At 67.9% G+C, this 12,529-nt stretch carries 10 protein-coding genes; 8 read left to right on the plus strand and 2 right to left on the minus strand.

Annotated features, from left to right (window positions below):
* Window positions 1-55: 55 nt before the first annotated feature.
* The gene (locus tag DIE06_RS24095; protein WP_124663522.1) at window positions 56-1,003 is read right to left on the minus strand and encodes a LysR family transcriptional regulator; all 948 of its coding nucleotides are present in this window, start codon (window positions 1,001-1,003) and stop codon (window positions 56-58) included.
* A 155-nt stretch (window positions 1,004-1,158) separates the two neighbouring features.
* On the opposite strand from DIE06_RS24095, the gene DIE06_RS24100 reads away from it, so the two are divergent.
* From DIE06_RS24100 to DIE06_RS24135, 8 genes are all read left to right on the plus strand, one after another.
* Complete coding sequence (locus tag DIE06_RS24100; protein ID WP_124663523.1) at window positions 1,159-2,205, plus strand: 4-hydroxythreonine-4-phosphate dehydrogenase PdxA; 1,047 nt, start codon at window positions 1,159-1,161, stop codon at window positions 2,203-2,205.
* 50 nt (window positions 2,206-2,255) lie between these two features.
* Entirely contained in the window at window positions 2,256-3,428 is a 1,173-nt protein-coding gene (locus DIE06_RS24105) for an L-rhamnonate dehydratase (protein WP_124663524.1), read from the plus strand.
* Between the two features lie 8 nt (window positions 3,429-3,436).
* Window positions 3,437-4,354, plus strand: coding sequence for a dihydrodipicolinate synthase family protein (locus DIE06_RS24110; protein WP_124663525.1), 918 nt, complete (start codon window positions 3,437-3,439; stop codon window positions 4,352-4,354).
* Between the two features lie 97 nt (window positions 4,355-4,451).
* A complete protein-coding gene (locus DIE06_RS24115; RefSeq protein WP_124663526.1) occupies window positions 4,452-5,744 on the plus strand; it encodes an MFS transporter in 1,293 nt (430 codons plus the stop codon).
* A gap of 63 nt (window positions 5,745-5,807) precedes the next feature.
* Window positions 5,808-6,755, plus strand: coding sequence for a YncE family protein (locus DIE06_RS24120; RefSeq protein WP_124663527.1), 948 nt, complete (start codon window positions 5,808-5,810; stop codon window positions 6,753-6,755).
* Window positions 6,733-7,689, plus strand: coding sequence for an amidohydrolase (locus DIE06_RS24125; RefSeq protein ID WP_124663528.1), 957 nt, complete (start codon window positions 6,733-6,735; stop codon window positions 7,687-7,689). The genes DIE06_RS24120 and DIE06_RS24125 overlap by 23 nt, the downstream gene beginning before the upstream one ends.
* Before the next feature lie 342 nt (window positions 7,690-8,031).
* On the plus strand, window positions 8,032-8,988 hold the full coding sequence (locus DIE06_RS24130) for a hypothetical protein (protein ID WP_124663600.1): 957 nt from the start codon (window positions 8,032-8,034) through the stop codon (window positions 8,986-8,988).
* Window positions 8,989-9,052: 64 nt separating this feature from the next.
* Complete coding sequence (locus DIE06_RS24135; protein WP_124663529.1) at window positions 9,053-9,502, plus strand: GNAT family N-acetyltransferase; 450 nt, start codon at window positions 9,053-9,055, stop codon at window positions 9,500-9,502.
* 132 nt (window positions 9,503-9,634) lie between these two features.
* On the opposite strand, the gene DIE06_RS24140 is transcribed toward DIE06_RS24135, so the two are convergent.
* Window positions 9,635-12,520, minus strand: a complete 2,886-nt coding sequence (locus DIE06_RS24140) for a bifunctional YncE family protein/alkaline phosphatase family protein (RefSeq protein ID WP_124663530.1) — start codon at window positions 12,518-12,520, stop codon at window positions 9,635-9,637.
* Between the last annotated feature and the right edge of the window lie 9 nt (window positions 12,521-12,529).

Here is a 12,529-nt window from a genome sequence, read left to right on the forward strand (position 1 = left end):
CGGTCGCCTCGGCTGGCGCGGCTGGCTCGGCCGCCTCGGCTGGCAAACCGCGTCGTTACGCGCCGCCGTCATCGCCCACCCCTTCCCGGTGGAACAGCGCGAGAAACTGCTGCGCCGGAATGCTCAGCGGTCGGTCGCGCCGCACCAGGCTCCCGTACGACGGCAGCTTCTGGTCGAGCGCGTAATCGAGGATCGCGACGAGCCCGTGCGCCGCGTTGCGCCGCGCGACCGTCAGCGGAATCACGCCGAGCATGTGCGAACGGTCGACGAGGTTCATCGTCGTCAGGATCGAGCCCGTTTCGACGAGCCCGCGCGGCATTGGCTGGTGACGCGCGCGGAACTCGCGCTCGACCACCTCGCGTGCCGGGCTGCCGGCCGGCTGCAGGATCCACGTGTAGTCGAGCAGCGCATCGAATTCGACCAGCCCGGCGCCCGCGAGCGGATGGTCGCGACCGGCGATGATCGCGAGCGCCTCGTCGTCCACCACGCGGAAGTCGCACTCGGTGCCGACGTTGCGGCCGATCACCACCTCGAGCACGCCTTCGCGCAACTGCGGCATCAGCCGGTCGCTGGTATCGACCGCGATGTCGATCGCCAGCAGCGGATAGCGCGCCTTCAACTGCACCAGCGCCTCGGTGAGCCGCCCCGGCGACGCCGCCATGATGCTGCCGATCGCGAGCCGGCCCGCACTGCCGAGCTGCAGCTCGCCGAGCTCGCGATTGAGCGCCTCCACGCTGCCGCGGATCCCGCGAAAGTACCCAAGCACGCGCTCGCCGGCCGGGTTCAGCACCAGCCCGCGGCCGACGCGGTCGAACAGCCGCTGGCCGAGCGCGCTTTCCAGTTCGGCCAGCATCTTCGTCGCGGCCGGCTGCGTGAGGCCGAGCTGCCCGGCCGCCGCGCGCAGCGTCGAACACTCGTCCACCGCGAGCAGCAGCGCGATCTGCCGCATCCGCAGCCGGTTCAGCAATTGGGGAGTCGAGTCTCGTCGATCGATCGAGCCCATTCCGATTACTCCAGGTTATCGATTCATCAAGAGTTTTCAATTTACCGACTCATTCCGTCTACCTAGCATGAACCCCATAGACCAACGGCCACGCGCCGCCACCGGAGACACAGCTTGAACACGCAACCGCCCGCCGCCCGCCACGGAGACGCCGCATGACGACCGCCACCTCCCTGCCCGTCGTCGCGCTGACGCTCGGCGACCCCGCCGGCATCGGCGCTGAACTGATCACGAAACTGCTCGCGCGGCCCGACGCGACGTCCCGCGCGAACCTCGTGCTGATCGGCGACCGCTGGCTGTGGGAAGCCGGCCAGCGCGTGGCTGGCGTGACGGTCGACGTCGAGCCCGTCGCGTCGCTCGCCGCCGTGCGCGGCCGATCGTCCACCGCGCGTGCCGCGTTCGTCGCGCTCGACACGATCGCTTCCGCGCAGGTCACCGTCGGCCAGGCGGGCGCGGCCGGCGGCCGCTCGACGCTGACCGTGCTGGACCGGTGCCTCGACGCCGCGCTCGCCGGCGAGATCGACGCGATCTGCTTCGCACCGCTGAACAAGTACGCGATGAAGCTCGGCGGGCTCAAGCACGACGACGAGCTGCACCACTTTGCCGCCGCGCTCGGCGTGACCGGCTACTTCTGCGAATTCAACACGCTCGGCGAGCTGTGGACCGCGCGGATCTCGTCGCATATCCCGCTGAAGGACGCGGCGGCCCAACTGAGCGTCGAGCGGATCGAACAGGCCTCCGAACTGATCTACCGGTCGCTGCTCGCGAACGGCGTCGCGGCGCCGAAGGTCGCGATCGCCGCGTTCAACCCGCACGGCGGCGACGGCGGCAGCTGCGGCCGCGAGGAAGTCGACATCATCGAGCCGGCCGTGCGCAAGCTGCAGTCGCGCGACTGGCCGACCGACGCGCCGTTCCACGGCCCGTTCCCCGCCGACACGATCTTCCTGAAGGCGCAGGCCGGCGACTACCAGGCGATCGTCACGATGTATCACGACCAGGGGCAGATCGCGATCAAGCTGCTCGGCTTCTCGCGCGGCGTGACCGTGCAGGGCGGGCTGCCCGTGCCGATCACGACGCCCGCGCACGGCACCGCATACGACATCGCGGGCCGCGGCACGGCCGACGTCGGCGCGACCTGGCAGGCGCTGCAGATCGCGTGCCGGATGGGCGCCGCGCGCCGCACCCCGACGGTTTCGGCGTGACGTTCGCGCGCCATCCCCACACGACAACATCGATTACAGGAGACACCAACATGAAGATCCGCTCCGTGCGCGCCCGCGTATTCCAGTGGAAAGGCAAGACCGTCCCGCCGCAGGGCAACTTCTGTTCGAACGCGATGGACCTGCTGTACGCGCCGCAGGAAACCATGAGCACGTTCCGCTTCCATGCGTGGACGGTCGTCGAAGTCGAGACCGACGACGGTATCGTCGGCCTCGGCAACGTCGCGCTCGCGCCGCACGTCGCGAAGGTCATCATCGACCAGTACCTCGCGCCGCTCGTGATCGGCCAGGATCCGTGGGACTACGAATACCTGAACCAGCGGATGTACCGCGCGACCCACGCGTGGGGCCGCAAGGGCATCGGCATGGCGGCGATCTCGGCGGTCGACATCGCGATCTGGGACATCCTCGGCAAGAGCGTCGGCAAGCCCGTGTTCAAGCTGCTCGGCGGCCGCACCAAGGAAAAGATCCCCTGCTACTACTCGAAGCTCTACCGCACCGACCTGAAGGAGATGCAGGACGAGGCGCAGCGCTACCTGAAGGAAGGCTTCCGCGCGTTCAAGATGCGCTTCGGCTACGGGCCCGCGCACGGGCAGCAGGGCGTGACCGAGAACCTGAAGTCGGTCGCGGCGATCCGCGAGGTGATCGGCTACGACAACGACCTGATGCTCGAGTGCTACATGGGCTGGAACCTCGAGTACGCGAAGCGCATCCTGCCGAAGCTCGAGAAATACCAGCCGCGCTGGCTCGAGGAGCCGGTGATCGCCGACGACATCGACGGCTACGCGGAGCTGAACCAGCTCACGCGCATCCCGATCTCCGGCGGCGAGCACGAGTTCTCGCTGTACGGCTTCAAGCAGCTGCTGGACCGCAAGGCCGTGTCGGTCGTGCAGTACGACACGAACCGCGTCGGCGGGATCACGATGGCGCACAAGATCAACGCGCTGTGCGAGGCGTACAGCGTGCCGGTGATTCCGCATGCGGGCCAGATGCACAACTATCACCTGACGATGAGCACGCTCGCGTCGCCGATGAGCGAGTACTTCCCGATGTTCGACGTGGAAGTCGGCAACGAGCTGTTCTATTACATCTTCGACGGCGAGCCGGTCGCCGAGAACGGCTTCCTGCAACTTCGCGACGACGTGCCGGGCCTCGGTCTCACGCTGAAGACCGAGTTCCTCGACCAGTTCGACATCGTCGAGTGAGGCGCGCCATGAACGCACGCTACCAGGGCGTCTTTCCGGTCGCGCCGACGATCTTCGACGCGCACGGCGCGCTCGATCTCGATGGTCAGCGCCGCTGCCTCGACTTCATGATCGATGCGGGTTCGCACGGCATCTGCATCCACGCGAACTACTCGGAGCAGTTCGCGCTCGGCGACGACGAACGCGACCTCATCACGCGCACCACGCTCGAGCACGTCGCCGGTCGCGTGCCGGTGATCGTCACGACGTCGCACTTCAGCGCGCGGATTTGCGCGGAACGCAACCGCCAGGCGCAGGCACTCGGCGCCGCGATGGTGATGGTGATGCCGCCGTATCACGGCGCGACGTTCCGCGTGCCCGAAGCGCAGGTGCGCGCGTTCTTCCGCGACGTCGCCGACGGCCTCGACATTCCGCTGATGATCCAGGACGCGCCCGCGAGCGGCGTCGCGCTGCCGGCGTCGTTGCTCGCGACGCTCGCGCGCGAGATCGACGCCGTGTCGTACTTCAAGATCGAGACGCCCGGCGCCGCGTCGAAGCTGCGCGAGCTGATCGCGCTCGGCGGCGACGCGATCGAAGGGCCGTGGGACGGCGAGGAAGGCATCACGCTGCTCGCCGACCTCGATGCCGGCGCGACCGGCGCGATGACGGGCGGCGGCTATCCGGACGGCATCCGCCGGATCACCGACGCGTATTTCGCCGGACGCCGCGACGAAGCGTGCGAGCAGTACGCGCGCTGGCTGCCGCTGATCAACTACGAGAACCGTCAGTCGGGCTTCCTGACCGCGAAGGCGCTGATGAAGGAAGGCGGCGTGATCGCGTGCGACCGGCCGCGCGCGCCGTGGCCCGAACTGCATCCGCCAGTGCGCGCGGGCCTGCTCGACGCGGCACGGCGGCTCGACCCGCTCGTGCTGCGCTGGGGACGCTAGGCATCGTTTTGCATCCGCAACGCGTGTGCGTTGCACATCGGCGTGACGGCGGTCCGACAGAAGGCCGCCGCTGCTCATCACATGGATCGGAGACACCATGACTCTGCTGAACCCGGCCACGCCGGCCTATGAAGCCGGCGAAGCCATTCCGCGCCGCCGCTGGCTGCGCGTGATTCCCCCGCTGCTGCTCGCCTGCATCGTTTCGTACATGGACCGCGTGAACATCGCGTTCGCGATGCCCGGCGGGATGAATGCCGATCTCGGCATGGACGCAACGATGGCCGGCCTCGCCGGCGGCATCTTCTTCTTCGGCTACCTGTTCCTGCAGATCCCCGGCGGCCGGCGCGCGGCGCTCGGCAGCGGCAAGACCTTCATCGCCTGGTCGCTCGTGAGCTGGGCCGTGCTGTCGGTGCTGACCGGGCTCGTCACCCATACGTGGCAACTGCTGACGCTGCGCTTCCTGCTCGGCGTAGCCGAAGGCGGGATGCTGCCGGTCGTGCTGACGATGGTCAGCCACTGGTTTCCCGACCGCGAGCGCGGCCGCGCGAACGCGATGGTCATCATGTTCGTGCCGCTCGCCGGCATGATCACCGCGCCGCTGTCCGGCTTCATCCTCGCCGCGTACGACTGGCGTCACCTGTTCTACAGCGCCGGCGCGCTGTCGCTGCTGTGCCTGTTCGCGTGGCTGATGTTCGCCGACGACAGCCCGGAAACCGCGCGCTGGGTGTCGCCGCGCGAGAAGGCGTACATCCTCGACGCGCTGCGCGAGGAACAGGCGCGCAAGCAGGCCGCCGGCACGCCGGCCGCCGCGTCGTTCGGCGCGATGCTGCGCAACCCGACGATCTGGCTGCTGATCGCGATCAACTTCTGCTATCAGGTCGGCATCTACGGCTATACGATGTGGTTGCCGACGCTGCTGAAGAACCTCACGCACGGCGGGATGGGGAAAGTCGGCCTGCTCGCGATGCTGCCGTATGTCGCGATGGTGATCGGGATGTTCGCCACGTCGTATCTGTCCGACCGGACCGGCAAGCGCCGCCTGTTCGTGCTGCTGCCGCTCGCCGGCTTTGCCGCGTGCCTCGCGCTGTCGGTGCTCACGCATGCGTCGATGATGGTGTCGTTCGCGTTCCTGATCGGCTGCGGCTTCTTCCTGCAGGCGGCGGCCGGCGTGTTCTGGGCGATCCCGCCGAAGCTGTGCAGCGTCGAAACGGCCGGCAGCGCGCGCGGCCTGATCAATGCGCTCGGCAACCTCGGCGGCTTCTGCGGCCCGTATGCGGTGGGCGTGCTGACCCAGCACGTGAGCGCGGCGGCCGGCGTGTACAGCCTCGCCGTCACGCTCGCGGTGGCCGGCCTGCTCGCACTGACGCTGCCGAAGCGCTGCGAAGACTGACCTGGCGCGCACCGACACTGACGCGGGGACGCGGACACGCGAACGAATCAACGGAGACGCACAATGAACGACATCCTGTTGCTGGTGCAGAAATGCGCCCACACCTTCAGCTTCTACGACCTCGAAACGAAAACCGCGCTCAAGCACATCGTGCTGCCGAACTTCCCGCACGAGTTCACCGTCGACGTGAACAACCGCTTCGCGTACGTCGGCATCTTCGGGATCGAGACCGCATGGTCGCGCGGCCATGAAGGCGATCACCGGATCGCCGAGATCGACCTCGTCGAGCGCACGCACACGCGGATGCTCGACCTGTGGCCGTACTACCGGCCGCACGGGATGGCGGCCGATCGCGACGGCCGGCTGTACGCGATGAGCGAGGCGCACGACATGCTGCTCGTGTTCGATGAACCGACCCGGCAGGTCGTGCCGAACATGGCCGTGCCATCCGGCGGCGTGAAGACGCACCTCGTGACGCTCACGCGCGATGCGAGCCGCGCGTACGGCGTGCACCTGCTGTCGAACACGGTCACGCAGTTCCATCCGCGCGACGCGACCGTCGCGCCGCGCGCGGTGATGCCGGGCCCGCGTCCCGAAGGCAATGCGCTGTCGAGCGACGAGCGCACGCTGTTCGTCGCGAATCGCGGCGACGACACGCTCGTCGAGATCGACACCGGCACGATGACCTGCGGCCGCCGCGTGAAGACGCGCAGCGATCCGAACCGCATCTACCGCGCCAGCGCGCCGGACGGCCGCGACCTGCTGCTGCTGACCAATTCAGGCGAGCAGTCGATCTCGGTGTTCGATGCGCGGCAGCTGGAGGAAATCGAACGCGTCGCGCTGCCCGCGAACCCGACCGCGCTGTCGTTCCATCCGTCGCGGCGCGTCGCGTACGTGTCGTTCCAGGACGACTACGTGCGCGAGCTCGATCTCGATGCGTGGCGGTTCGTCGGCGCAATGCCGACGCTGCGCGAACCGGATGCGTCGTATGTGCTCGCAGGCACGCGCTGAGCGGCGCGACGACGCGTCGTCGCCGGATGCGATGCCGTCGGCGCTCGTCGACGCGCATCACCACCTGTGGCAGCTCGGCGCGGGCGCGCACTACCCGTGGCTGCAGGACCGGTACGATCCGGCGCGCTTCATGTTCGGCGACTACGCGGCGCTGTGCCGCGATTTCAGCGTGGGCGACTACCGGCACGCGGCGCAAGGTGCGCCGATCGTCGCGAGCGTGCACGTCGAGGCCGAACGGGCACGCGACGAAACACTCGCGGAAACGCGCTGGCTGCATGCAGTCGCGGCCGCGCACGGGCTGCCGTCGGCGGTCGTCGCATGGGTCGACCTGCTGGCCGGCGACGCGGACGAGCGGCTCGCCGAACAGGCCGCGTGGCCGCGCGTGCGCGGCGTGCGGTTCAAGCCGCGCACCGCGGCATCGCCGGACGCGGCCGTCGACGGGCCCGGCACGCTGCGCGATCCGCGCTGGCCGGCCGCGCTGGAACGCCTGGCCGCGCATGGCCTGAGCTGGGATCTGCGCGTGCCGTTCTGGCATCTCGGCGACTCGGCCGCGCTGCTGGCCGATGCGCCCGGTGTCGACGTGGTGCTCGAACATGCGGGGCTGCCGTGGGACCGCTCGGAAGCGGGGCTCGCGCGCTGGCGCAGCGGCATGGAAGCGCTGGCCGCTTCCCCGCGCGTGACCGTGAAGATCTCCGAACTCGGCTTGCCCGATGCAAGGTGGAACGAGGTGGACAACGCGCGGATCATCCGAGACACGATCGCGATATTCGGGTGGCGGCGCTGCCTGTTCGCGAGCAATTTTCCGGTGGCGGGGTTGCGGGTGTCGTATCGCGCATTGCTGCGCACGTTCGCCGGTGCGATGGCGGATCTCGAAGACGCGGCGCGTGAGGCGATCTGGCACGACAACGCGATGCGCGTGTACCGGATTGCGTGACCACGCTTGACCCGGCCCTTGGGGTCGCCTTTATGCTGGGCGTCACGAATCGACGGCAGACAGGGGTGACGAATGGGTACGTCCACGCGCCCGCATCGAAATGGAAGGCCGGAGCGCGCTGGTCGTCGACTTGATCGAACAGAATCTCGACCGGCCGTCTTCCTCGCATACCGTACAAGTCCCAAGCAATTCGACGCTTGCAGGACATCATCGGCACACGTGACGCAGCCGCCCCTGGCCGGATGGCCAGAATCGCGCGCAGCCAGTCGATCGCGCTTAACATGCAAGGTATCCGAAAGAAATCATTTCCGGTATCGTCTACCTTTCCAGTCGACATTTCGCATGAGCGCACGCAATGAAAACCGCACCAGCCCGGCCGATTTCGGCCGTCTCGACGACATGAGCCGATTTCGCGTCACTTACGACGGTCCCGCGCTCGAATCTTCCGAAATGGACGTGCGCGAACTCGCGCCCGCGTTGCTTGCGATCGGGAATTTGCTGGAGGCATCGACACGGGCCCTGTGCGGCGACCAGGTTCGCCCGCAGGTGAATGTGCGCGGCAGCTTCAAGACCGGCAGATTCGGCATCGACTTCACGCTCGCGACCTCACTTCTCGGCCGCATGCGCGACATCCTGAGCGGCGGCGAGGGCACGGCACTTGCCAACGCGGTCACCATCCTGACCGCGCTCGGCATCGCCGCGCCCAGGGCGCGGAAGGGTCTTTTCGCCGTCCTCAAGTGGCTGCGCGGGCGCGAGATCCAGCAGGTGCAGATGCAAGACCACACCGCGTTGCTGCACGTGGACGGCGAGCAACTCGAGATCGACCTGTCCGTCCTCACCCTGCTGCGCGACGTCGGCGTTCGACAGGCAACCGAGCAAGTGCTTGCGCCGCTCGCGCGCGAAGGCATCGTGATGTTCGCCACCGGCACCGACACCGCAGTGTTCGAGACGGTCACCCGCAACGAGATCGCCTGGTTTCACGCGCCCGGGCAGGCCGACGCGCTCATTCTCGACGAACGTCGAAAGATGGCGTTCTCGATCGTGTCGCTCGTGTTCAAGGACGACAACAAGTGGCGGCTGTACGACGGCGCGTCGACGATTCACGCGGCGATCACGGATGCCGGCTTCCTGTCGCGCGTGAACAACAGCCAGATCAGTTTCACCAAGGGTGACGTGCTCGTCTGCAATGTCCGTATGCAGCAGTGGCAAACCTCGGACGGAGCGAAAACCGAATACGAAGTCACGGACGTCCTCGAGCATCGCCCGGCCGGGCGGCAGATTCCGTTGCCGGGCCTTTGACCTGCGTCGCGAATGCTGGAATCATCGGCGTCGAAGCTCGCCCGCGAGCGCCTCCACATCGATCATGAAACCGGCGATCCGCCTGCGTCCCGCGTCCCCGTCCGACCTGCCGTTCCTGCTGACGCTGCGCCAACTCACGATGACCGAGCATCTGCGACGCGTCGGCGCCCCCACCGACGACGAAGCGCACCACCGGCGCATCGCGGCGCATTTCGACGATGCGATGATCGTCTGCGAAGGTGCAAACGCCGACGCCGGCCCGATCGGCTTGCTGAAAGTGACGCGCGCCGCCGGCGAATGGCACGTTCATCAAATCCAGATCCACCCGTCGCGGCAAGGACAAGGCATCGGCGAAGCCGTGCTGCGCGAACTGCTGGCCGAAGCCGCACGCGAGCAAGTATCCGTATCGCTCAGCGTGCTGCACGGCAATCCGGCGCGGCGCCTCTACGAGCGGCTCGGGTTCCGGCTGCTGTCCGAAACGGACAGCAGCGCGAACCTGCTATGGCACGCGTGACGTAGCGCAACCCGGCCAACCGCCCGCGTGGCGCGCCGGATGCCGCCCATACAGCCCCTGCCCGCACACCTTGCAAAAAAACACAGGCCCTCCCGCCGGGAGAGCCTGCTTCCACGTCGACCAAACGAACGATCAGTCGTCGTCGCGGCTCGCCACCTTCTGCGTCACGCCCCGGACCTTCGGATACGGCTGCGTGCCCATCATCCCTTTCCACAACACGCGGTTGAACTGATCCGCCGGCACCTCGTCGGCATCGTCGAAGTCGAACTTCGCCGTCACCTGCGCCCAGTACGCGGCGTCATGCTTCGGCGTGACATCCGGCCCGGCCGCGTAGTGCAGCAGGTTCTCGCCCGCCCCCTCGGCCAGCCGCAGCCCGGTGCCCTTCAGCGCCGTCGACGCGACGGCCGTGTAGGTCCACGACGCCGGGCCGTGCACGTCGAACACGTCGGACATCGGCCGCTGGTAGGCGGTATTCAGGTTCATGTGCTGCGTGCCGAGCACGTCCTCGATCGTGCGCAGCGCGTTGACCTGGCTGTAGCGCGTCCGGATCACCGCGCCCTGCTTCACGTACGGCCCGACGATGTACGCGGGCCCGCGGTGCGAATCCACGTGATCGGGGCCGTCCTGCACGTCGTCCTCGGTCACGACGATCAGCGTGTCGTTCGCATACGGGCTCTTCGCGACGGCCTCGACCAGCCGGCCGACCGCCAGATCGTTGTCCGCCTGCTGCGTTTCCGGCGTGTTCACGCCGGCGAACGCCGTGCCGAAGGCCCCCATGTGATCGTGCGACAGGCGCACCAGCGACAGCGTCGGCAGGTTGCCGCTCGCGACGTACTGGTCGAACTCGCGCTTCCACTCGTTGAGGCGCCATTGGTCCGGATACGTCTGGTCGAACCCGCGGAAGTACACGTCGGTCATCGATGCGAGCCGCGGGTCGAGCGCGGCGGCCTGGACGACGCCGGCCGCGTGCGGATCGACGATCGGGTTCGCGGCCGTGCCGGTGCTGCCGATGTTGTTCACGAGGAAACCATAGTTGCGGACCGTTCCGCCGCCGGCCAGCACCGCGTCGAAGATATAGCCGCGCTGGCGGCCGAACGGCGCATCGGACGACGCATGGTTGCCGGTGCCGGGCAGCAGGTTCGCCGCGCCCCCCGGCAGACTGGCGGCCGCGTTGCTGTAGTTCGTGGTGCCGGCCGGGCCGGCCGCCGCGTCGCGCTGCTGCACCGTTTCCCAGTTGACCGGCACGCTGCGGTTCGTGCCCTCGCTCTCGTACGACAGGCCGCGATTGACCGCCGCGTAGTTGATCTGCTGGGTGATCGTCTCCGTGTTGGTGACGCGCCCCTGAAGCGCCCACGACCAGCCGTCCATGCTGCCGTCGCCCGGGTTCATGAAGTTGTCCAGCGTCACGAACTGGCTCGCCAGGCGATGGAAGTTCGGCGTGATGTTCCGGCCGAACTGGGCCAGCCGCGGATCGCCATTGGCGCCGTTGCCGATGTCGCCGAGCACCTGGTCGAACGTGCGGTTTTCCTTGACGACGTAGATCACGTGCTTGATGTGGCGGCGCAGGAAGCCCATCACTTCGTTATCCCGGTCGTTGTCTTCCGGACGATAGAAGTTGTTGCGCGCGGCCTGCTGCGTCAGCGTCGGCAGCTCGTTGGCCGCCGGCACCGGCGCGCTCACGAGCGACGCGCGCTCGAGCTGGAACTGGTATTCGTTCGATGCGTGCGACGCGGCGGCCTGCGCGGGGGTCGCGCCGAACAGGTGGTCCGGGTTCGGGCCGGTCGTGCTCTTGCCGTTCACCACATACATCCACGTACCGTCGGCGCTGAAGGTCACGTCGTGCGGCTCGAAGGCGGTCGGAATCAGGCCGGTGACGCGATACGCGCGCTCGCCGACGAGCGGAATGACGGCGATTTCGTTCGCGCCGGCGTTGGTCGCATACAGCGTCCGGCCATCGCGCGACAGCGTGACCGCGTACGTCGCCGCGCCCGTGTGCGCCTGGCCGTGCGCCAGCACGCCGGCCGGCGCGCGTGCGTCGATCCGGGTCACGACCGCGTTGGTGTTCGTGTCGATCACCGCAACCTGGTCGGCGTTGTCCTGCGCGACGAACAGCCGCGATTGCGACGCGTCGAGCGTCATGCCGAGCGCGTTGCCGTCCAGCTTGATGCGCTTGACGAGGCGGCCGCGAGACGGCGACGACACGTCGACCGCGACGATCTCGCGATCGCGATCCGACGACACGTACGCGATGCCGTTGCCCTTCATCACGACCGCGAACGGGAACGTGCCGCCGGCGTCGCCGCTGCGGCCTTCGTTGCCGGAGAAGAACGGACGCAGGTCATGCTCGTAGCGCACGTTGTTGGTCGCGGTATCGATCACGCTGATCGAATCGTTGTAGTTGTTCGCGACGACGAGCGTCTTGCCGTCGGCCGACAGCGCGAGCCCGGCTGCGTTCGGCTGCACGCGGATGCCGACGCCCTTGCCGGCGTGGCCGAGTGCGATCGTGTTCGACAGCGCCCACGCACCGCCCTGCTGAGCATAGACATAGACCGCATCGTCGCTGCCGCCCGTCGCATAGAGCTTGCCGCCGTCATGCGAGAACGCCAGGCCGACGAACGCGTTGGTCTGCTGGAGCACCTGCTTGAGCACCGGGCGGGTCTTGTTCGCGCCCGCGACGTCGTACAGGAAGATGAATTGAGTCGAGGCCGCGGTGTCGACCGAACCGTCCGGCTTGTACAGCGAGTTCTGCCCGGCGGTGATGATCGCCAGCGTCTTGCCGTCCGGGCTCAATTGCGAGCGCACGGCTTCCCCCGCAACGAAATGCGGATAGGCCGGCAGCCCGGGATTCAGGAACTGCTGGACCGCGCCGCGCACGGCGAGCGGCGTGACGAACTGACCGCTCGGCACGCGGGCGGCGTCGGCGGCGTTGAAACTGTCCGCGTGCGCGTGCGACGCAAGCAGCACGGCCGACATGACGGCTCCGAGTCGGAGCGCGCGCTTGACCTGACCATTTTTCATAGGAATCCT

The sequence above is a fragment of the Burkholderia sp. Bp8998 genome (genome assembly GCF_003854235.1).
Taxonomy (GTDB): domain Bacteria; phylum Pseudomonadota; class Gammaproteobacteria; order Burkholderiales; family Burkholderiaceae; genus Burkholderia.

Coding starts and splice junctions, on each gene's coding strand:
- DIE06_RS24095 (WP_124663522.1), bottom strand. CDS start 1,003: ATGGGCTCGATCGATCGACGAGACTCGACTCCCCAATTGCTGAACCGG.
- DIE06_RS24100 (WP_124663523.1), top strand. CDS start 1,159: ATGACGACCGCCACCTCCCTGCCCGTCGTCGCGCTGACGCTCGGCGAC.
- DIE06_RS24105 (WP_124663524.1), top strand. CDS start 2,256: ATGAAGATCCGCTCCGTGCGCGCCCGCGTATTCCAGTGGAAAGGCAAG.
- DIE06_RS24110 (WP_124663525.1), top strand. CDS start 3,437: ATGAACGCACGCTACCAGGGCGTCTTTCCGGTCGCGCCGACGATCTTC.
- DIE06_RS24115 (WP_124663526.1), top strand. CDS start 4,452: ATGACTCTGCTGAACCCGGCCACGCCGGCCTATGAAGCCGGCGAAGCC.
- DIE06_RS24120 (WP_124663527.1), top strand. CDS start 5,808: ATGAACGACATCCTGTTGCTGGTGCAGAAATGCGCCCACACCTTCAGC.
- DIE06_RS24125 (WP_124663528.1), top strand. CDS start 6,733: ATGTGCTCGCAGGCACGCGCTGAGCGGCGCGACGACGCGTCGTCGCCG.
- DIE06_RS24130 (WP_124663600.1), top strand. CDS start 8,032: ATGAGCGCACGCAATGAAAACCGCACCAGCCCGGCCGATTTCGGCCGT.
- DIE06_RS24135 (WP_124663529.1), top strand. CDS start 9,053: ATGAAACCGGCGATCCGCCTGCGTCCCGCGTCCCCGTCCGACCTGCCG.
- DIE06_RS24140 (WP_124663530.1), bottom strand. CDS start 12,520: ATGAAAAATGGTCAGGTCAAGCGCGCGCTCCGACTCGGAGCCGTCATG.